This window comes from Rhodomicrobium lacus (genome assembly GCF_003992725.1).
Taxonomy (GTDB): Bacteria; Pseudomonadota; Alphaproteobacteria; order Rhizobiales; family Rhodomicrobiaceae; genus Rhodomicrobium; species Rhodomicrobium lacus.
Window position 1 is genome coordinate 43,043 of the sequence record NZ_RZNF01000001.1, and the last position, 18,604, is coordinate 61,646.

An 18,604-nucleotide genomic window follows, 5' to 3' on the forward strand; every position below is an offset into this window, starting at 1 on the left:
GCGTGCGGGCGCGCGACGCACGCGAAACCGAGAGTGAAGTTTTGTCCGACGAATCATCCATGCGAGGGAGCGCACGCGTTGCCCACTCTGACGCCCCCGCCATCACGGAGGCGGAAGACGCCGACGCAGCCGCCACAACGCTCGTCGAAGCCGCAGCAGAAGCGGGCGCGCTCGCCAAGGCCTTCGCCGAGACGCGGCTCTGGATCTTCGACCTCGACAACACGCTCTATCCCGCCGAGTGCAACCTGTTCGCGCAGATCGATCAGCGCATGTCGGGCTTCATCCAGAAGCTGCTCGGGCTCGACCACGCGGCGGCGCGGAAGGTGCAGAAGGATCTTTATTATCATTACGGCACCACGCTCGCGGGGCTGATGGCCGAATATGGCGTGAAGCCCGAAGAGTTCATGGACTATGTCCACGACATCGACCTCGCGCCGGTCTCACCCATGCCGGAGCTTGACGCCGCCATCGCGCGCCTCGAAGGCCGCAAGTTCATCTTCACGAACGGCTCGGCGCGCCATGCCGAACGCGTGGCGGCGAAGCTCGGGGTGCTCGACCGCTTCGACGGCATTTTCGACATCGCGGCGGGCAACTATGTGCCGAAACCGAAGCCGGAGAGTTTCGGCGCCTTCATGCGCTATTGCGAGGGGGGCGACTGCAAGGCGGCAATGTTCGAGGATCTGCCGCACAACCTCGAAGCGGCGCACGCGCTCGGCATCAAGACGGTGCTCGTCCGCTCGGATTATCTCGACCACCCGTCGCAGCACGCGCTCGCCGCCGCAACCGCGCTGCCGCCCTACATCCACTACGAGACGGACGACCTCACGCGCTTCCTCGACAGCATCGCGGCGAATTAAGGCTGGGCGCTTGCCAACCGATCAAACCGTCACGCTTTTGACTTCTTTACAATTTTCTTATCTTGCTTCGGCCAAGAGATTTCACGCCGATAATCAGCGTGCTCCAATAGCTCCGAAGCTATTTTATGCGCGGGGAATGTAATTAAGACGATCTGAAGCCCAGCCTTGCGCGCATGCTTCATTGCGGGAATACAATCTGTGTCGCCCGACACCAAGATGATCCGGTCAATTGCCTTGCTGGCAGAGTAAGACGCGATGTCGAGACCGATGCGCATATCCACGCCCTTCTGTTCAAAGTCGGGCTTGAAATCGTCGTCGTTCAGTTTTTCTGAGATTGGAATAGAGATCGGCTTGAAGCCTCGAAATTTGAGAACGCCGAGCCTTACGGCGAAAAGATCTTTTTGCGCAAGAATATGAAGCCAACCGTCGGACCCCTTGAATTCTTGCATATCCCCTGAAACCGGTTTTTTATGGCTACCGATATAGGGTGCGCAGTCATAATAAAGTACGCGAAGAAGCTCTTCATCGTTTCCAAGGCAGTTATGAGCAACCTTTTCTATAAAGTCTGGATTGTAATGAAAGCCGGAGGCCTTCGCTAAAACGCGAATGTGCCCACCATCGATAAATATCGCAACTCTCATGAGAGCAACGAATTAAAAGCTCCCAAAGCTGTTGCTTCAGGAGCTTAAGATAAATGCCCGCCTACGGGCGTGCGGATATATGCCAAATATAGGACATTGCGGCATCCAGTGTCAACATGCTTCGGCGCGCCAGCGCCCTTATGCTCCGATGCGGGTGATGCCGCCCATATAGGGCAGGAGCGCATCCGGCACGCGGACCCCGCCGTCCGCCTCCTGATAGTTTTCGATGACGGCGATGAGTGCGCGGCCGACCGCGAGGCCGGAGCCGTTCAGCGTGTGGACGAACTGCACGTCCTTCGCGTCTTTAGAGCGGAAGCGCGCCTGCATGCGCCGCGCCTGGAAGTCGCCGCAGTTCGATACGCTCGAAATCTCGCGATAGGCGCCCTGCCCCGGCAGCCACACCTCGATGTCGTGCGTCTTCCGCGAGCCGAAACCCGTGTCGCCCGCGCAGAGCACGACGACGCGATAAGGCAGGCCGAGCCGCTTCAGGATCTCCTCGGCGCAGGCCGTCATGCGCGCATGTTCGGCGGGCGAGGCTTCGGGCGTCGTGATCGACACCATCTCGACCTTGTAGAACTGGTGCTGGCGGATCATGCCGCGCGTGTCGCGCCCCGCCGCGCCCGCTTCGGCACGGAAGCACGGCGTCAGCGCGGTGAAGCGCAGCGGCAGGTCGGCTTCGGCGAGGATGCTCTCGCGCACGAGGTTGGTCAGCGGCACCTCGGCAGTCGGGATGAGAAAGAATCTGTATGGAGCTTGGCCCGATTTAAGAGCATTCAGCTCCCTGAAATACTCTGGATTTTTGGCAAATTGTCCTAGGAGATTCATCTCGGGAAGTCCGAACCCTTCCGCGAACGCTCTCAGTCTAGCGCCGAATAACTCAACATTCTCGAATGGAACGCTGAACAAATCTTCTGCAAACTTCGGCAACTGCGCCGTGCCGTAAAGCGCATCGTCCTTCACCAGAAGCGGCGGGTTCACCTCGGTGTAGCCGTGCTCGCTCGTCTGCACGTCGAGCATGAACTGGCCGAGCGCGCGCTCAAGCCGGGCAAGCTGGCCCTTCAGCACCGTGAAGCGCGCGCCGGAAATCTTCGCCGCCGCCTCGAAATCCATCAGCCCGAGCGCCTCGCCCAGCTCGAAATGCTGCTTCGGCGCGAAGCCCTCGGCGGCGAAATCGCGAGGGCTCCCGACGCGGCGAAGCTCGACATTCTCGCTCTCGTCCTTGCCGTCCGGCACTTCGGGCGCGGGCAGCAGCATGTTCGGGATGCCCGCGAGCAGCGCCGTGAGGCCTGCGTCAAGCTCGCGCTCCTTCGCCTCGCCAGCCGCAATCGCGCCCTTCAGCTCCGCCACCTCGGCCATCAGCGCTTCGGCCTTCGCCTGATCGCCGCCCTTGCCCTTCGCCTTGCCGATCTCCTTCGATGCCGCGTTGCGCCGCGCCTGCAAATCCTGCAACGCCTTCTTGTGCGCGCGAAGCTCCTCGTCGAGCGCGAGCACGGTGGACGACAGCGGCTCCGCGCCCCGGCGTGCGAGGCCCTGATCGAAGTCGGCGGGGTTCTCACGGATCCATTTGAGGTCGAGCACGGAAGGTCTCCCAAAGAAGCATGGCCGGGAACGCCCCGGCCATCGAACAAGTTGCGTCAGCTATAGAAGGCTCGCGCGCGGGCGTAAAGACGGTGCGCCGCCCTTATGCGAGCGAAGCGCCAGCGCGCTGGCTCAGTTCCCGCCGCCGTCGCCGCGATGCGCGGACGGCACGCGCCGCGTCGCATAATCCGGCAGCAGCACGATGGAACCCGTCGTCTCGCGCGCTTCAAGCGCCCGGTGCGCCTCGACGGCCTCGGACAGGCGATAAACCTTGCCGATGTTGATCTTCACGCGGCGGAGTTGCACCATGTCGATGACGTCGTTCGCGTTTGCGACCAGCTGGTCGCGCGTGGCGATATAGGTGTTGAGCGTCGGACGCGTGGCGTAGAGCGAGCCCTTCTGCGACAGAAGCCCCAGTTCAAACGGGGGCACCGGCCCTGACGCGTTGCCGAAGCTCACGAACAGGCCGCGCGGGCGCAGGCAGTCGAGCGAACCCGGGAATGTGTCCTTGCCGACCGAATCGTAAACCACGTCGACGCCGCGCCCGCCGGTGATTTCCTTCACGCGCTCGACGAAATTTTCCGTGCGGTAATTGATGACATGCGTGCAGCCGTGCGAGCGCGCGAGTTGCGCCTTCTCGTCCGAGCCGGCCGTGCCGATGATCGTCGCGCCGATGTGGTGCGCCCACTGGCTGGCGATGAGGCCGACGCCTCCGGCAGCCGCGTGCCACAGGAGCACGGTGTCCTTCTTGACCGGATATGTCTCCTTCAGGAGATAGCGGACCGTCATGCCTTGCAGCATCATGGCCGCCGCCGTCTCATAGGGAAAATCGCTCGGGATCTTCACGAGACGGTCCGCCGGAATGAGGCGTTCCTCGGCATAGCCGCCGAGCGCGCCCGCATAGGCCACGTGGTCGCCCACCGCCAGATCCGTCACGCCTTCGCCGAGCGCGACGACCTCGCCCGCGCCTTCGCTTCCGGGCGTGAACGGAAAGGAGGGTTGCGGGTAGAGCCCCGTGCGATGATACACGTCGATGTAATTGACGCCCGCCGCGTGCTGGCGGATCTTCACCTGACCGGGGCCGGGCGCGCCGACCTCGACTTCCTCCCATCGGAGGACATCGGGGCCGCCATAGGCGTGGATGCGGATAGCGTGGGTCGGACGCGGCATGCCTCACCTCTCGTGAAAAAGCGCGCCGGCATTCCCGACGCGCCATCTGGCCGATTTGTCGCGGTTATGCGCCATTTTTGCGCAAAAGTCGACCGGTGTCCAAGGAGCCCGCGATTGCGGCATCTCCCGGCGGTGCCTGAGCCAGCCGGAGCCGGAGGCGTCAGACCTCCTCCGGCACCTGAAGCTTCTGGCGCAACAGCGCGTTCACCGCATCGGGGTTGGCCTTGCCGCCCGTGGCGCGCATCACCTGCCCCACGAACCAGCCGAGCGTCTTGGGCTTCGTCTGCACCTGCTCGACCTGCTTCGGGTTGGCAGCGATGATCTCGTCCACCACCTTCTCGATGGCGCCGGTGTCGGTCACCTGCTTCAGCCCGCGCTCTTCCACGATAGCGCCCGGCGTGCCGCCTTTTTCGAGCATGATCTCGAAGACTTCCTTCGCGATGCGGCCCGAGATGACGTTCGAGGAAATGAGGTCGATCAACTCGCCGAGTTGCGCCGCCGAAATCGGGCTTTCAGTGATGTCCTTGCCCGTCTTGTTCAACGCGGCGAAGAAGTCACCCATCATCCAGTTCGCGGCGAGCTTCGGGTCGCGGCCCTTGGCGACGGCTTCGTAGAAGTCGGCCGAGGCGCGATCCGAGATCAGCACGCCCGCGTCATAAGCCGAAAGCGCGTAGTCGCTCATGAAGCGCGCGCGCTTCTCGTCCGGCAATTCCGGCAAAGCCTTGTGCAGATCCTCGACGAATTCCTTCGAGAGTTCCAGCGGCAGCAGATCCGGGTCCGGGAAATAGCGGTAGTCGTGCGCCTCTTCCTTCGAGCGCATGGAGCGCGTCTTGCCCGACTTCGCATCGAACAGCCGCGTTTCCTGCTTGATCGTACCGCCGTCCTCCAACACGTCGATCTGGCGGCGCGCCTCGTATTCGATGGCCAGCCCGATGAAGCGGATCGAGTTCACGTTCTTGATCTCGCAGCGCGTACCGAGCGGCGCGCCCGGTTTCCTCACGGACACGTTCACGTCCGCGCGCATGCTGCCCTCTTCCATGTTGCCGTCGCACGTGCCGAGATAGCGCAGGATCGTGCGAAGCTTCGTGATGTAGGCCTTCGCCTCCTCCGAGGAGCGGATGTCCGGCTTCGAGACGATTTCCATCAGCGCGACGCCCGAGCGGTTCAGGTCCACATAGGAATAGTTGGGATCCTGATCGTGCAGGCTCTTGCCCGCGTCCTGTTCAAGATGCAGGCGCTCGATGCCGACATCGAAGGAATATTCCTTCAGATCCACCGTAACGACGCCCTCGCCGACGATCGGGTATTTGAACTGCGAAATCTGATAGCCCTGCGGCAGATCGGGGTAGAAGTAGTTCTTGCGGTCGAACACGGAGCGGCGATTGATCTGCGCCTTGAGGCCGAGGCCGGTGCGGATCGCCTGCTTCACGCACTCCTCGTTGATGACGGGCAGCATGCCGGGCATCGCCGCGTCCACGAGGCTGACATGGCTGTTCGGCTCGCCGCCAAAGGCCGCCGACGCCCCGGAAAAAAGCTTCGCGTTGGAAAGCACCTGCGCGTGCACTTCCATGCCCACGATCACTTCCCAAGGGCCCGTCGCGCCGTCGATGAGGTTTTCTTTTCTCGTGTCTGCCATGGGTTTCGTCCGAAGTCCGGTTAAATGAAGCGGGTTCGCCTTCGCGCGTTAGAGGCGCGGCGGGTAGCGAAGCCCGATGACAAGCGTTCTCGGCGCGGCGAGCGCAAAGCGCGCCTTGTAGAACCCGATCCGCGCCGCAACGGGGTTCACATCTTCGGGAAGCGTCTGGCTGAAACCGCGTCCCTCGACGGGCCGCCTGAAAAGGCCGGTGTCGAAAATGCCGTTGCTGTTTTCGTCGTGGAACACGAACACCGCGTAGTCGCCTTCGGGGATATGCGGGAAGGTGTAGGACACGGTGAGGTTCTGCAGGCTGCCGATGGAGCGGATGCACACCGGGAAATTCGCGAAGTCGCAGAGCGGGTCGCCGGGGCGCTCGTCGCGGAACTGGACCTTGGTGTGGTCCGGATATTTCGAGGAGTCCGCCGTGTCGGCCCAGAGCGCGAGAACCACGCGGCCCTTGTAGCTGCGAAGGCCCGAGACGTCGACGCGCAGATCCGCGAAATCGTCCGCGAGCGCGGGCAAGGCTCCGGCCAAGGCCGCAAGCGCAATGCCAAAACGCACGGCAAGTCGCCTCGCGCCGACGCCAGCGTGACGGGCTTCGGAACCGACCGCCGAACCGCGCGCGCGCCACCTGCCCCGATTTCGCTGCTGAACAGCGAAGGGCGACGGCACGCGTCGAAGTATGCGGTCAGGGCGAGCCATCGCGTCAGTCCTTCGGCTCTCCGCGTTTCGCGAGTTTCTCTTCCTCGTACTGAATAAACCAGCCGATCATCTGACGCCAGAGCGCAACGGCCAGTTCCGGCGGCAGGCCGCGTTCCTTCGCGCGCGCCTCCACCCTGTCGATGACCTGCCGGATGCGCCACGGCACGGTCGCCTCATGCGTGTTCTTTTTCAATTGCCAGGCGCGGTCCACATAGGAGAAGCGCTCGGCGACGAGGTCGAGGATGGCGTCATCCACGCGGTCGATTTCCACGCGAACCTGATCCATGTTCTCGCAATCGGCGGCTTTACGGGGCGTCGTCATTTTTTCCTTGTCGCTTTCTTCTCTGGCGCGCTTTCGGTGGCTCCGGTCTTCTTCTTCGCCTTGGCGTCGGGCTTGCCGGCCTCCCCCGCCCACCAGGGCTCCGGGACAGGCATGCGACCCACGGCATCCTCGATGACCTGCCCGGCGCGCAGCACCGTCGCTTCGTCGAACGGCTTGCCGATGATCTGAAGGCCGAGCGGCAACCCTTCCGCCGAGAGACCGCCCGGCACCGAAAGGCCCGGGAGCCCCGCCATGTTCACGGTCACGGTGAAGATGTCGTTCAGATACATCTCCACAGGGTCAGCATCCTTCTTCGAGCCGAGGCCGAAGGCGGGCGTCGGGGTCGTCGGCGTCAGCACCACATCGACCGTGTCGAAAGCGTCGTCGAAATCGCGCTTGATGAGCGAACGCACCTTCTGGGCCTTCAGATAATAGGCGTCATAATAGCCCGCCGAAAGCACATAAGTGCCGATGAGGATTCGCCGCTTCACCTCCGCGCCGAAGCCGTGGCTGCGCGTCTCCTCATACATGTCGACGATATCGCGGCCATCGGCGCGCAAGCCGTAGCGCACGCCGTCATAACGCGCGAGGTTGGAAGACGCCTCGGCGGGCGCCACGATGTAATAGGCCGGAAGCGCCGCATGCGTGTGCGGCAGGCTGATGTCCACGATCTCCGCGCCCGCCTGGCGGAAGATGTCGATGCCTTTTTCCCAGAGAGCGTCGATCTCCTTCGACATGCCTTCGACGCGGTATTCCTTCGGCACGCCGACCTTGAGGCCCTTGAACTTCTGCGTGAGCGCCTTTTCAAGGTCGGGAAGCGGACGGTCGACGCTGGTCGAATCCTTCAGATCGTAGCTCGCCATCGCCTGAAGCATCAGCGCCGCGTCCTTGATGGAACGCGTGATCGGTCCCGCCTGATCGAGCGAAGAGGCGAACGCCACCATGCCGTAGCGCGAGCAGCGGCCATAGGTGGGCTTGATGCCGACCGTGCCGGTGAAGGCGGCGGGCTGGCGGATCGAGCCGCCGGTATCAGACGCGGTCGCGGCCATGCAGAGACCTGCCGCCACCGCCGCCGACGATCCGCCCGACGATCCGCCCGGCACGAGGTTTTCGTCCGACCCTTTCGCGCGCCACGGGTTGACCGTCTGGCCGTAATAGCTCGTTTCCGTGGAAGAGCCCATGGCGAACTCGTCCATGTTGAGCTTGCCGAGCATCACCGCGCCCGCATCCCATAAATTCTGCGTGACCGTCGATTCATACGGCGGCTCGAATGTGCCGAGAATATGCGAACCGGCCGTGGTGCGGACGCCGTCCGTGCAGAACAGATCCTTGATGCCGAGCGGGATGCCTTCGAGCGGGCGCGCCTGCTTTCCCTTGCCCGAGAGCAGCTCGTCGCTCTTCTTCGCCTGTTCAAGCGCCCTGTCGGCGGTGACGACGAGATACGCCTTCAGCGCGCCGTTGCCCGCATCGATGGCGGAAAGGCACGCTTCGGTGAGTTCGGTGGCGGTGATCTCCTTGGCGCGGAGCTTGTCGCGCGCGTCGGAAAGCGTCAGTTCGTTCAGCGACATGGTGTTCGACATGGGGCTATTCGATGACCTTCGGAACGAGGAAAAAGCCGTCTTCGGATTTGGGTGCGTTCTTGAGCACGTCGGCGGGCTTGTTGCCGTCCGTCACCACATCCTCGCGCATATGAAGCTTCGCTCCACCGACGCTCGTCAGCGGCTCGACGCCGTCCGTCGGGATCGCGTTCAGTTCTTCCACCCACGAGAGGATGCCGTTCAGTTCGCGTTGAAGGCTCTTCGCCTCTTCCGCGGTAACCTTCACACGGGCGAGATGCGCGATCCGCAGCACCGTCGCTTCATCGATTTCGGATTTTGCCATTTTGGGATTTTGCCGACGATTAGGCTGAAAATAGTCAAACTTTTTGTACGCCGGTTCAGCTTCGCTCCGCAACACTCTATTGCGAGACCCATTTCGAGAATGGGCCATTTGCAAACCGAAATCGTAAAAGTTGTCGGAACGCCTCACAATCCTTATAACACGGCTTGGGAAATGGGACTGTAGGGCGCAAGCGTTTGCTGGCGCGAAGGAGCTTGATAATGTCATCGCCGCGTTGGACGCCGGAAAGCTGGAGATCAAAACCTGTCGAGCAGGTTCCGGTGTATCCCGACGAAGCTGAGCTTGCTGCGGTCGAAAAGGAGCTTGCGAGCTTCCCGCCGCTCGTGTTCGCGGGCGAGGCGCGCGGCTTGCAGAAAGGCCTCGCCGAAGTGGCGCAGGGCCGCGGCTTCCTGCTTCAGGGCGGCGACTGCGCGGAGAGCTTCTCCGAACATGGCGCGGATTCCATCCGCGACTTCTTCCGCGTGTTCCTGCAAATGGCCGTGGTGCTGACCTATGCGGGAAGCCGTCCGGTGGTGAAGGTCGGACGCATCGCGGGCCAGTTCGCGAAGCCGCGTTCCGCGCCGACCGAAAAGCACGGCGATGTGGAGCTTCCGAGCTATCGCGGCGACATCATCAACGACATCGCCTTCACGCCGGAAGCGCGCATTCCCGATCCGCGCCGCCTGCTCAAGGCCTATCGCCAGTCGGCGGCGACGCTGAACCTGCTGCGTGCCTTCGCTCAGGGCGGCTACGCCGATCTCGAACGCGTGCACCAGTGGACGCTTGGCTTCGTCAAGGACAGCCCGGCGGGCGAGCGCTACGAAGAGCTTGCGAACCGCATCTCCGACACGCTGCAATTCATGCGCGCCTGCGGTGTCACGTCGGATAATTCGGAGCGGCTGCGCACGACCGACTTCTACACGAGCCACGAGGCGCTGCTTCTCGGCTACGAGCAGGCGTTCGCACGCGTCGATTCGACGAGCGGCAACTGGTATGCCACGTCGGGCCACTTCCTCTGGATCGGCGACCGCACGCGCCAGCTCGACCATGCGCATGTCGAGTTCCTGCGCGGCATCAGGAACCCCATCGGCGTCAAGATCGGTCCGAGCATGAAGCCGGACGAACTCGTCGACCTGATCGACATCCTGAACCCGACGAACGAACCGGGCCGCCTCACCCTCATCGCGCGTTTCGGCGCGGAGAAGGTGGGCAAATATCTGCCGGACCTGATCCGCGCGGTGAAGCGCGAAGGCAAGATCGTGATCTGGTCCTGCGATCCGATGCACGGCAACACCATCAAATCCGCGAGCGGCTACAAGACGCGCCCGTTCAATCAGGTGCTCGCCGAGGTCGAAACCTTCTTCGACATCTGCCAGGCGGAGGGCGTCTATCCGGGCGGCCTCCACGTGGAAATGACGGGCAAGGACGTGACCGAGTGCACCGGCGGCGCGCATTCGATCTCAGACGCCGATCTGTCGAACCGCTATCACACCTATTGCGACCCGCGCCTCAACGCCGATCAGGCGCTGGAGCTGGCCTTCCTCGTCGCCGAGCGCCTGCGCCGCGACCGCTCGCTGCACGAGGCGAAGGCCGTGTTTTTCGCGGCGGAATAGCCGCACAACGGGGCATAGAGATGCGCGCGATCGTTCTGGAGCAGTTCGGGCCGATCGATAATCTGAAGGAAGCGGAGGTGCCAAGCCCGGTTCCTTCGGCGGGCGAGGTTCTGATCAAGATCTCGGCGGTCAGCGTCAATCCCATCGATTACAAGACCCGGCAAGGCAAAGGGGCGAACAATTGGACGTCCTTCGTCCTGCCGGAAATCCTCGGATGGGATCTTTCAGGCACCGTCGTCGCGCTCGGCGCCGAGGTGACAGAATGGAAGGTCGGAGACGAGGTCTTCGGGTCCATCGGTTTTCCCGGCCTCGGCAGAGTCGACGCTGAGTACGCCGTCGCGCAGGCGGGCCATCTCGCGCGGAAGCCCTCTGCCATCCGGCATGAGGAAGCGGCGGCGGCGTCCATGGCGGGGCTGACCGCATGGCAGGCTCTGACGCGCCTCGCCCGCCCCGAACGCGGGCAGCGCGTGCTCGTGCATGCCGCTTCAGGCGGCGTCGGACATATGGCCGTGCAGATCGCCAAGGCGTTCGGCGCTCATGTCACCGGCACGTCTTCCGCCGCGAACCGGGATTTCGTGCTGTCGCTTGGCGCTGATGCGCATATCGATTATCGCAGCGTTGGCATCGAGGACTACCCACACGATTTCGACTTCGTCTTCGATCCGCTCGGCGGTGAGGCGACCTTCCGCTCGCTCGACCTCGTCAAGAAAGGCGGCACGGTTGTCAGCATCCTGCCGCAGCACGACCCACGCATTTTCGCGGAAGCAGCCGCAAAGGGCGTTGCTTTCGACTTCGTGCTGATGCAGTCGCGAAGCGACGACATGGGAGAGGTCGCGAAACTTCTCGCCGATGGAGCGATCCGGCCGCGCATTGCGAAGACGTTCCCGTTATCCGAATTGGGGCAAGCCCACGCGCTCTTGGAAACCGGACGGACGGCGGGCAAGATCGTGCTGACGGTATAGCTTTGCGGCGCGAATTTACCGGTTCTTCTCAAGCCACTCGGCGATGGCGCGGCTCGTGAGTTCATCTTCGCGCTTGCCGCCGAGCGGCGCGCCCTCCACCGCAAGCAAGATCGGGCAATTCTTTCCAGGGCATTTTTGACCACGCAATTGTGGGGCACAGTCTTCGCTTCTGCCACGGCAGTAGCGTTGCATGTATGCAACGCTACTGAATAATGTCCACAATCCGACCGAGCCTTGTCGATCTCCCAATCTCGCGTTGTCGCCGTGTCATGAAGGCGAACCTTAATCGAAGCTTACCCTTGCCGACGGGCATCGGCGGGGTGCAGACAAATTGGGCTTTACGGAGAACACCATGAAAGAGATCGAACGCACCCTGAAAAGGGCTGCGCGGTGGGGGCTTGCTTCACTCGCGGGGGCGACGGCGGCGATGAGCGTCGTCCCGGCAGCACACGCGGAGACATGCAGGCTTTATTCGTCGAACACCAGCACCAATACGAACGGCGGCGCCGTCGACATGGGGCTGAACTCCATGGCTTGCGGCACGAATGCGCAAGCCTGGGGAAGCGACTCGACCGCCATCGGCCGGGACTCGAGCGCGTTTGGCTTCCAGGCCACCGCCCTCGGCAATGGCGCGAACGCCGAAGACCAGAACGCAGTGGCCGTCGGTCACGATGCCTATGCGAAGCTTCAGAACTCGACTGCCATCGGGCAAAGCTCCTACGCAGGCGCGAATTCGACAGCGATCGGTCAGGATGCGGACGCCCTCTACTACTCGACGGCGCTCGGCCAAGGAGCAAACGCGTCGGGCTTCTATTCGACCGCAACCGGCCAGAATGCCAAGGCCACGGCGGAGAACGCCACGGCGATCGGCACTTCCTCCCTCGCCTCAGGCGCGAACTCCACGGCCGTCGGCCAAGGTGCACGTGCGACCCATGCCAATTCCACGGCCATCGGCCAGGGCGTCGCGACTTCGCGCGATAATCAGGTAGCCGTCGGCAGCGCGACCAACACATACACGTTCGCAGGCCTGACGTCGAACGACAGCCGCGCCGCCCAGGGTACGCCGACCTACCTCGTCACGTCGAATGCGGCGGGAGACCTCGCGACTCACTCCGCGAGCGACCTGGGACTAGCAACCACCGGCGACATCACAAAGCTCAACGCCCAGATCGGTGGACTTCAGACGCGCGACAACGAGCTTGCGGAAGGCATCGCGGTGTCGCAGGCCCTGTCGCAACCGGTGCTTCAGGCGGGACAGACTTTCGCCACGCGTGTCGGCTTTGGCAATTTCGACGGTTCTAGCGCGTTCGGTCTGACGGCCGCCGGTGTAATCGACCGTGGAACCTTCGGCTCCGGTACGTCGGTGGTTCTCGACGGAGGTTTCGGCGTCGGTTCGAAAGAGGGCGTGGTTGCTGGAAAAGCGGGCGTGACCTTCGGCTGGTAACCCTTACAGTTTTGATAGAGCTGACGGGGGCTATCTGGTCGCCGTCAGCGTACCTATTTTCGCGATGCGAACGAGATCCCCGAACGATGCTTTTCCGTGTTTCGCCAGTCCGCGCCTTTGTCCTAAGCGTTTCATTTCTCGTGGGCTTGATCACATCGGCCGGCGCTCAGAACAAGCCGACGTTACGCCCCGAGGCTCAAGCGGCGGCACCTCAACTTGCGCTGCCCTCTGCGGAAAAGCTCGTGCTTCTCATCCGATCGTCGCTTTTAACCCTTAACGATGCGATCGAGACGGGAAATTATACGGTCTTGCGCGACAAGTCCGCGCCATCCTTCCAACAGGCCAACACGGCTTCGAAACTCTCTCGCATCTTCGGGCATCTCGAAGTCCAGAATGTTGACCTCGCTGCCGTGGCCGTGCTCACGCCGCAACTGACCGAAGCGAAGATAGTGGGGCAGGAGCAGAGGCTGCACCTCAAGGGTGCTTTCCCGACTCAACCGATCCAGATCAACTTCACTCTCATCCTCGAACCTGCGGGAGGACGCTGGCGGATCTTCGGACTCGCAGTGTCTGGAAACCCGCCCGCGCAGCCCTCGCCTCAGTCAAACGTCCTGATTCAGGCGCCCACATCGAAGAAATAGAACAGGAAAATCGAGGAAGAAACTTTAGCGGTTCTTCTCAAGCCACTCGGCGATGGCGCGGCTCGTGAGTTCATCCTCGCGCTTGCCGCCGAGCGGCGCGCCGTCGCGCACCGGCACGATGGACGCCGCAAGCCCCGTCGCATCGTCGATCTCGATGAACGCGCCGCAGATCGTGGCGGGGCCAAGCGCCGGCGTGAACCGTCCCGACGGGATGCGCGTCAGGAAGCGATGCACCGGCTCGTCCTTCTCCATGCCGATGATGGAGTCGTAATCGCCGCACATGCCGGCGTCCGTGAGATAGGCCGTGCCGCCGGGAAGCACGCGCGCATCCGCCGTCGGCACATGCGTGTGCGTGCCGATGACCGCGCTCACGCGCCCGTCGAACGCAGCGCCGAGCGCCTGCTTCTCGGATGTCGCCTCGGCATGGAAGTCGACGAAGATCGCGTCCGCGCCGCGCTTCAGCGGGCACGCCATTATCTCGCGCTCGACCATCTTGAACGGGTCTTCCAGCGCGTCCATGAAAACGCGGCCCATGACATTGAGCACGAGCACGTCGGCGCCGTTGGCCGCGCGAAAAAGCCCGGCGCCGAGGCCGGGCGTGCCCGAGGGAAAGTTCAGCGGGCGCAGCATGCGCGGCTGACGGCCGATGAAGACGAGTGCCTCGCGCTGGTCCCACACATGGTTGCCGGTGGTGACGACGTCCGCGCCCGCGTCGAGCAGGTCCTGACAGATGACTTCGGTAATGCCGAAGCCTCCCGCCGCATTTTCACCGTTCACGACCACGAAATCCGCCGCAAGCCGCGCGCGAAGACCGGGCAGCGCCTCGCAGACGGCATTGCGGCCGGCGCGACCGAGCACATCGCCTAGAAACAGAAGGCGCATCAGGAAGCCCCGCAGGTAAGGAGGCGCGTCGGCGTCAACACCATGTCGAGCGGCTGGTCCAGAGGTTCGGTAGGTATGGCGGGAAACTCCTGTTCATCGAAGGCGACGCCGACCGCCAGCACGCGTCGTTCGGCACGCATCGCGCTCAGCGCCACGTCGTAAAATCCGGCGCCGTAACCGAGGCGATTGCCTCTCGCGTCGAAGGCGAGAAGCGGCACGAAAAGCACGGTTGGCTGAAGCTCATCGGCGTTTTCAGGCGGTTCCAGCATCCCGAGCTTTCGGCGTTCGAGGGGCGCGCCGGAAGTCCACACGTGAAATGAAAGCCGTCGATCCGGACGAGAGCGCGGCAGCGCTATCGGGTAGCCCCTTGCCTCAAGCGTGGAGAGAAGCGGCAATATGTCGAGTTCGTAACGGAAAGGATGATAACCGGCGACGACATGCTCGCCTTCAAGGTTCTCGATGAGGCGAAGCCCTGCCTCCGCGACAGTGGCGGCCGCGCTTTCGCCTGCCTGCGTCCACGCCCGGGAGCGGCGCGCGGAAGCCTCTTCACGGAGCCGGACCTTCAGCCCTGATACCGCGTCGAGGTCGTAAGTCGCTTCTGTCAGCACGAAAACCGGTCTTGAATAATAGAGCCGCGAAGGCCGTCGGGGCGTTTCGATCCCCTGGGTCCCTGGCTAGCAGGTGGGCGCCGAATATCCGAGGCCAAAGCCCCGGTCAGGGTCAGCTCCCTTAAGGATCTTATAGGGCCCGGGTATTCAGTGAGCCCCTAACGCACCCCGCAGCCCTCAAGATATAAATGACGCAGCTGAAAATGCTAGCCCCGACATCGGCCAAAAGCTAAAAAACATGGCGCATTTGCGCAATTCGCGTGGCGCGCGCTTTTGATGACGTGTTCTCGCTTCGACGTCCCTGTTTCGAGAAGGAGCCGCAATGACGAGCATCAATTATATGGCAGCCATCGGCCGCATCATGATGGCGCTGATATTCATTGCCTACGGTTTTTTCCATCTGCTCACGAAGGACGAAACGATTGCCCGGTTCGCCTCCATCAACATGATCGAGCCGGTGACGGTCTATTACCTCGCGACATCGGTCGAAATCTTCGGCGGTATTTTCCTCGCGCTCGGCCTCGGCACCCGTTACGTGGCGCTCATCCTCGCCATCTACACGCTCGTGGCCGCGATCGGGTTCCACAGCAACCTCGCCGACGCCAACCAGCTTCAGCATTTCATGAAGAACATCGCGCTCGCGGGCGGCCTCATTCAGGTCTTCGCCTTCGGTTCAGGCGGCCTCGCTCTGACACACCGGCGCCCGAGATAGGCGCGGCCAGCGAACACTTACGAGCCGTTCGAGATCCGCGGCAACGGTTCAACCCGTGCAGCCGCGGCTTCGAGCGCCCGCGACAGGTCGCGCTGCATCGCATGCGCGCCGCCTTCGATCACCTGATAGGCGCGGCTGTCCACGGGTTGGCGCGTGCGCTGCAATTCGGCCTGTGCCTCGGAAAGCTGGTCGGCCAGCAACAGCGCCGCCATGAGAAACAGGCGGTCGTCCTGCGCAGCCCTGGAGTTGCCCTTGAATTTCTGGATCAGCGCATCGATTTGGGCAGCCAGCTCCTGAACGCGGGATTCTTCCCCGTCGCGGCAGGCCAGTTTGAAACTCCGCCCGTTAACGAGAACCGAGACCTGGGCCATCGACGCCCTCCTTCGTTACATCACGCTCAAAGCCCGACTTTGCCGCATCGGCTCTGAGCACTCGCGGTTAAGGAACACACACAGGCGATGGTTAAGACATCACTTCAATCCACTTTTCATTATGAGCCGAAGGTCGTGAACAATTCGTAAATGAGCGGACGTCGCGCCGGAGCCCGTTCCGATCCGAATCCCCCCGAGGCGGCTCATGGTCGCCGCTCACCGGGAGCGCCCGCGTTGACCGCATGGAAGCATTCGACTAATACTTCCTCATGAACGAGGATCGTTTCACGCTCGACATCAAAGAGCGTTAAAGCTTTTTCCGCGCACCATCCGTGCGCGAAAAGCGCTCGTCTCGCCCCGGTCGCGATTTCCTCAACTTCGTTCGAAAGCTTCAGCCCGATGAAAGCCTTCGCCCGCGCACAAGCCGCCCGCCTCGGCTGCGCCTATTTCTTTCTCGTCAACGGCCTTGCCTATGGCAGCGTCGTCGCGCGCATGCCCGCGCTCAAGATGCAGACGGGCGTGAACGACGCGCAACTCGGGCAGGCGATCCTTTGTCTCGGCATAGGCGGGCTATGTGCGTTTCCCGTCGCGGGCGTCCTTCAGGGGCGCATCGGCTCGAAGATGCTCGTCGGGGCCGGAACCGCGCTTATGCTCGCGACGTGGCCGCTGATCGGCCTCGCCGCGGAGTGGTGGCAACTCGCTTTGACGTTTTTCGCGCTCGGATACGCCTGTGGCACGCTCGAAGTCGGCGCCGGCGTGCAAGCCGTCATGGTGGAGCGCGCGCTCGGCCGCCCGGCGATGTCGGGCTTCTTCGCGCTGTTCAGCACGGGCTGCCTTGCCGGTGCGCTCATTTCGGCCGCGGCGAGTGACATTCCCCCCGCCGCTCAATATGCCGCGCTCGCCGCCTTTTTCCTCGCGCTCCTGCCCTTTGCGATGCGCCCTCTCCTCCCCGACGCCGAAACCGAAAGCGCGGAGAAAGGCGGCCTCAGGCTGCCGCCGCTGCCGATCCTCGGCCTCGCGCTCCTGTGCCTGTGCGCGTTCCTCTCCGAAGGCGCGATCTCCGATTGGGGCGCACTCCTCATGAAGGCCGCGCATGGAAGCACCGACACCGTTGCCGCCCTGGCGTTTGCGGCCTTTTCGGCGACGATGATCGTCGGGCGACTCGCGGGGGACGGCCTGCGCGCCCGCTATGAGATGACCGCGCTCGTGCGTGCGCTGGCCATCGTCGCCACAGTCGGCATGGCGGTGGCGATGCTCGCGCCCCATCCCACGCTGGCAATCGCCGGTTTCGGGCTCGCCGGACTGGGTCTCTCGGTGATCGCACCGGCGCTCTTCAGCGCGGCGGGCAATCATCCGGGCGTCGATCCGGGCATTGCCGTCGCCTCGATTTCGACGCTCGGCTATGGCGGCCTGCTGCTCGGGCCGTCGGTGATCGGCTTTCTCGCGCACGGCCTGGGCGTACCGGCGGCCATGCTGCTCATCGTGGCGATGTGCGCGGCGATCGCCCTTTTCGTGGGGCGGCTGAAGCGGGGCACCGCATCTGTCTACAATGCCACTCCCGCCGAATGAAAAGGCCGGGTCAAATGCCCGGCTGTCCTGTCTCGTATTGCACCCATGCAAAGGTTTGTATACGCAAATCCTATGGGCAATCGGGGAAATTCATCATATGGCTTACAGGCACGCGGCGGCGAAGGACCGGGCTATTGGGGCACTTCTCGGACTAGCGACAGGGGACGCAGTAGGAACCACTTTGGAATTCCGGCCGCGAGACAGCTACCCTCCTCTATCGGATATGGTCGGCGGAGGTCCGTTCCGGCTCAGCCCCGGACAATGGACCGACGATACCGCGATGGCGCTTGCCCTCGCCGACACGCTCGCTCAGGCGACGAACTTTGACGAACAAGATCTGTTGGCACGCTTCACGGACTGGTGGCTGAACGGCACCTATTCGTGCACTGGAACCTGCTTCGATATCGGCATAACCACGCAGCAAGCGCTCCGGAAATGGTTGGCCGAGAAAGCCGCTCACTGCGGGTCGACCGATCCTGATACGGCAGGTAACGGTTCACTGATGCGTCTTGCACCCGTCCCCATAAGGTATTTCAACGATCCCGTCCGCTTGAACGACGTGGCGTCGCGGCAGAGCAAGACCACCCACGCCGCGCCGGAAGCCGTTTCAGCATGCGTGGCTTACTGCGAACTCATTGCCGATGCCATCAATGGCATGCCAAAGGAAGAAGTCCTCAAGCCCAGGTCCGGCGACTATGCCGGACAGATCAAGTCGATCATGAGCGGGCAGTGGCGGAGAAAAAGTCGCGAGGAAATCAAGTCGAGCGGCTATGTCGCCCACTCGCTTGAAGCTTCGCTCTGGTGCGTAGATCAGACGGAAAACTTCGGCGACGCCGTATTGCTCGCCGCTAATCTTGGCCACGATGCCGACACGACCGCCGCAATCACAGGGCAGTTGGCCGGGGCGCTTTACGGGGCGGATGGCATCCCCCAAAATTGGCTTGAGCGCCTCGCATGGAGAGACAAAATCGAAGAAAAAGCCGCGATCCTGTTTCGGATCGCGACCACAGAAAGCTGA

19 protein-coding genes and 1 other RNA gene are annotated in these 18,604 nt (G+C 62.9%); 8 read left to right on the forward strand and 12 right to left on the reverse strand.

Features of this window, described 5'->3' with window-relative positions:
- Window positions 1–59: 59 nt before the first annotated feature.
- Window positions 60–857: a pyrimidine 5'-nucleotidase gene (locus EK416_RS00225; RefSeq protein ID WP_127075139.1), complete on the forward strand. Its 798-nt coding sequence runs from the start codon at window positions 60–62 to the stop codon at window positions 855–857.
- Window positions 858–886: 29 nt separating this feature from the next.
- On the opposite strand, the gene EK416_RS00230 is transcribed toward EK416_RS00225, so the two are convergent.
- From EK416_RS00230 to gatC, 8 genes are all read right to left on the reverse strand, one after another.
- Window positions 887–1,498 (reverse strand): NYN domain-containing protein, encoded by a 612-nt coding sequence (locus EK416_RS00230; protein WP_127075141.1) that lies wholly within the window; start codon window positions 1,496–1,498, stop codon window positions 887–889.
- Between the two features lie 138 nt (window positions 1,499–1,636).
- On the reverse strand, window positions 1,637–3,076 hold the full coding sequence (gene serS, locus EK416_RS00235) for a serine--tRNA ligase (RefSeq protein ID WP_127075143.1): 1,440 nt from the start codon (window positions 3,074–3,076) through the stop codon (window positions 1,637–1,639).
- Window positions 3,077–3,208: 132 nt separating this feature from the next.
- Window positions 3,209–4,246, reverse strand: coding sequence for a quinone oxidoreductase family protein (locus EK416_RS00240; protein ID WP_127075146.1), 1,038 nt, complete (start codon window positions 4,244–4,246; stop codon window positions 3,209–3,211).
- A 160-nt stretch (window positions 4,247–4,406) separates the two neighbouring features.
- On the reverse strand, window positions 4,407–5,882 hold the full coding sequence (gatB, locus tag EK416_RS00245) for an Asp-tRNA(Asn)/Glu-tRNA(Gln) amidotransferase subunit GatB (protein WP_127075148.1): 1,476 nt from the start codon (window positions 5,880–5,882) through the stop codon (window positions 4,407–4,409).
- Between the two features lie 48 nt (window positions 5,883–5,930).
- The gene (locus tag EK416_RS00250; protein ID WP_164729779.1) at window positions 5,931–6,443 is read right to left on the reverse strand and encodes a DUF2141 domain-containing protein; all 513 of its coding nucleotides are present in this window, start codon (window positions 6,441–6,443) and stop codon (window positions 5,931–5,933) included.
- Window positions 6,444–6,588: 145 nt separating this feature from the next.
- A complete protein-coding gene (locus tag EK416_RS00255) occupies window positions 6,589–6,906 on the reverse strand; it encodes a chorismate mutase (protein WP_127075152.1) in 318 nt (105 codons plus the stop codon).
- Window positions 6,903–8,474 carry an Asp-tRNA(Asn)/Glu-tRNA(Gln) amidotransferase subunit GatA gene (gene gatA, locus EK416_RS00260; protein WP_245433892.1) on the reverse strand — a complete coding sequence of 524 codons (1,572 nt, stop codon included), beginning with the start codon at window positions 8,472–8,474 and terminating at the stop codon, window positions 6,903–6,905. The genes EK416_RS00255 and gatA overlap by 4 nt, the downstream gene beginning before the upstream one ends.
- A 16-nt stretch (window positions 8,475–8,490) precedes the next feature.
- Window positions 8,491–8,787, reverse strand: coding sequence for an Asp-tRNA(Asn)/Glu-tRNA(Gln) amidotransferase subunit GatC (gene gatC / locus EK416_RS00265; protein WP_127075155.1), 297 nt, complete (start codon window positions 8,785–8,787; stop codon window positions 8,491–8,493).
- Between the two features lie 218 nt (window positions 8,788–9,005).
- Between gatC and EK416_RS00270 the strand changes: the two genes are divergently transcribed.
- From EK416_RS00270 to EK416_RS00285, 4 genes are all read left to right on the forward strand, one after another.
- Window positions 9,006–10,397, forward strand: coding sequence for a class II 3-deoxy-7-phosphoheptulonate synthase (locus tag EK416_RS00270; RefSeq protein ID WP_127075157.1), 1,392 nt, complete (start codon window positions 9,006–9,008; stop codon window positions 10,395–10,397).
- A gap of 20 nt (window positions 10,398–10,417) precedes the next feature.
- Entirely contained in the window at window positions 10,418–11,359 is a 942-nt protein-coding gene (locus EK416_RS00275; protein WP_127075159.1) for an NADP-dependent oxidoreductase, read from the forward strand.
- Window positions 11,360–11,711: 352 nt separating this feature from the next.
- Window positions 11,712–12,803 (forward strand): hypothetical protein, encoded by a 1,092-nt coding sequence (locus EK416_RS00280; protein ID WP_127075161.1) that lies wholly within the window; start codon window positions 11,712–11,714, stop codon window positions 12,801–12,803.
- An 86-nt stretch (window positions 12,804–12,889) separates the two neighbouring features.
- Window positions 12,890–13,444 carry a hypothetical protein gene (locus EK416_RS00285; RefSeq protein ID WP_164729780.1) on the forward strand — a complete coding sequence of 185 codons (555 nt, stop codon included), beginning with the start codon at window positions 12,890–12,892 and terminating at the stop codon, window positions 13,442–13,444.
- Window positions 13,445–13,468: 24 nt separating this feature from the next.
- On the opposite strand, the gene EK416_RS00290 is transcribed toward EK416_RS00285, so the two are convergent.
- From EK416_RS00290 to ssrS, 3 genes are all read right to left on the reverse strand, one after another.
- Entirely contained in the window at window positions 13,469–14,326 is an 858-nt protein-coding gene (locus EK416_RS00290) for a TIGR00282 family metallophosphoesterase (protein WP_127075165.1), read from the reverse strand.
- Complete coding sequence (locus EK416_RS00295; RefSeq protein ID WP_127075167.1) at window positions 14,326–14,934, reverse strand: 5-formyltetrahydrofolate cyclo-ligase; 609 nt, start codon at window positions 14,932–14,934, stop codon at window positions 14,326–14,328. Before EK416_RS00295 ends, EK416_RS00290 begins: the two co-directional genes overlap by 1 nt.
- 17 nt (window positions 14,935–14,951) lie before the next feature.
- Window positions 14,952–15,114: non-coding RNA, 6S RNA (ssrS, locus tag EK416_RS00300), on the reverse strand.
- Window positions 15,115–15,256: 142 nt separating this feature from the next.
- Here ssrS and EK416_RS00305 point away from each other — a divergent pair.
- A complete protein-coding gene (locus EK416_RS00305) occupies window positions 15,257–15,646 on the forward strand; it encodes a DoxX family protein (RefSeq protein ID WP_127075169.1) in 390 nt (129 codons plus the stop codon).
- A 17-nt stretch (window positions 15,647–15,663) separates the two neighbouring features.
- Here EK416_RS00305 and EK416_RS00310 read toward each other — a convergent pair whose 3' ends face one another.
- The gene (locus tag EK416_RS00310; protein WP_127075171.1) at window positions 15,664–16,017 is read right to left on the reverse strand and encodes a cell division protein ZapA; all 354 of its coding nucleotides are present in this window, start codon (window positions 16,015–16,017) and stop codon (window positions 15,664–15,666) included.
- A gap of 399 nt (window positions 16,018–16,416) precedes the next feature.
- On the opposite strand from EK416_RS00310, the gene EK416_RS00315 reads away from it, so the two are divergent.
- Both EK416_RS00315 and EK416_RS00320 read left to right on the forward strand, forming a co-directional pair.
- Window positions 16,417–17,586, forward strand: a complete 1,170-nt coding sequence (locus EK416_RS00315; RefSeq protein WP_127075173.1) for an MFS transporter — start codon at window positions 16,417–16,419, stop codon at window positions 17,584–17,586.
- 97 nt (window positions 17,587–17,683) lie between these two features.
- Window positions 17,684–18,604: an ADP-ribosylglycohydrolase family protein gene (locus tag EK416_RS00320; RefSeq protein ID WP_210210955.1), complete on the forward strand. Its 921-nt coding sequence runs from the start codon at window positions 17,684–17,686 to the stop codon at window positions 18,602–18,604.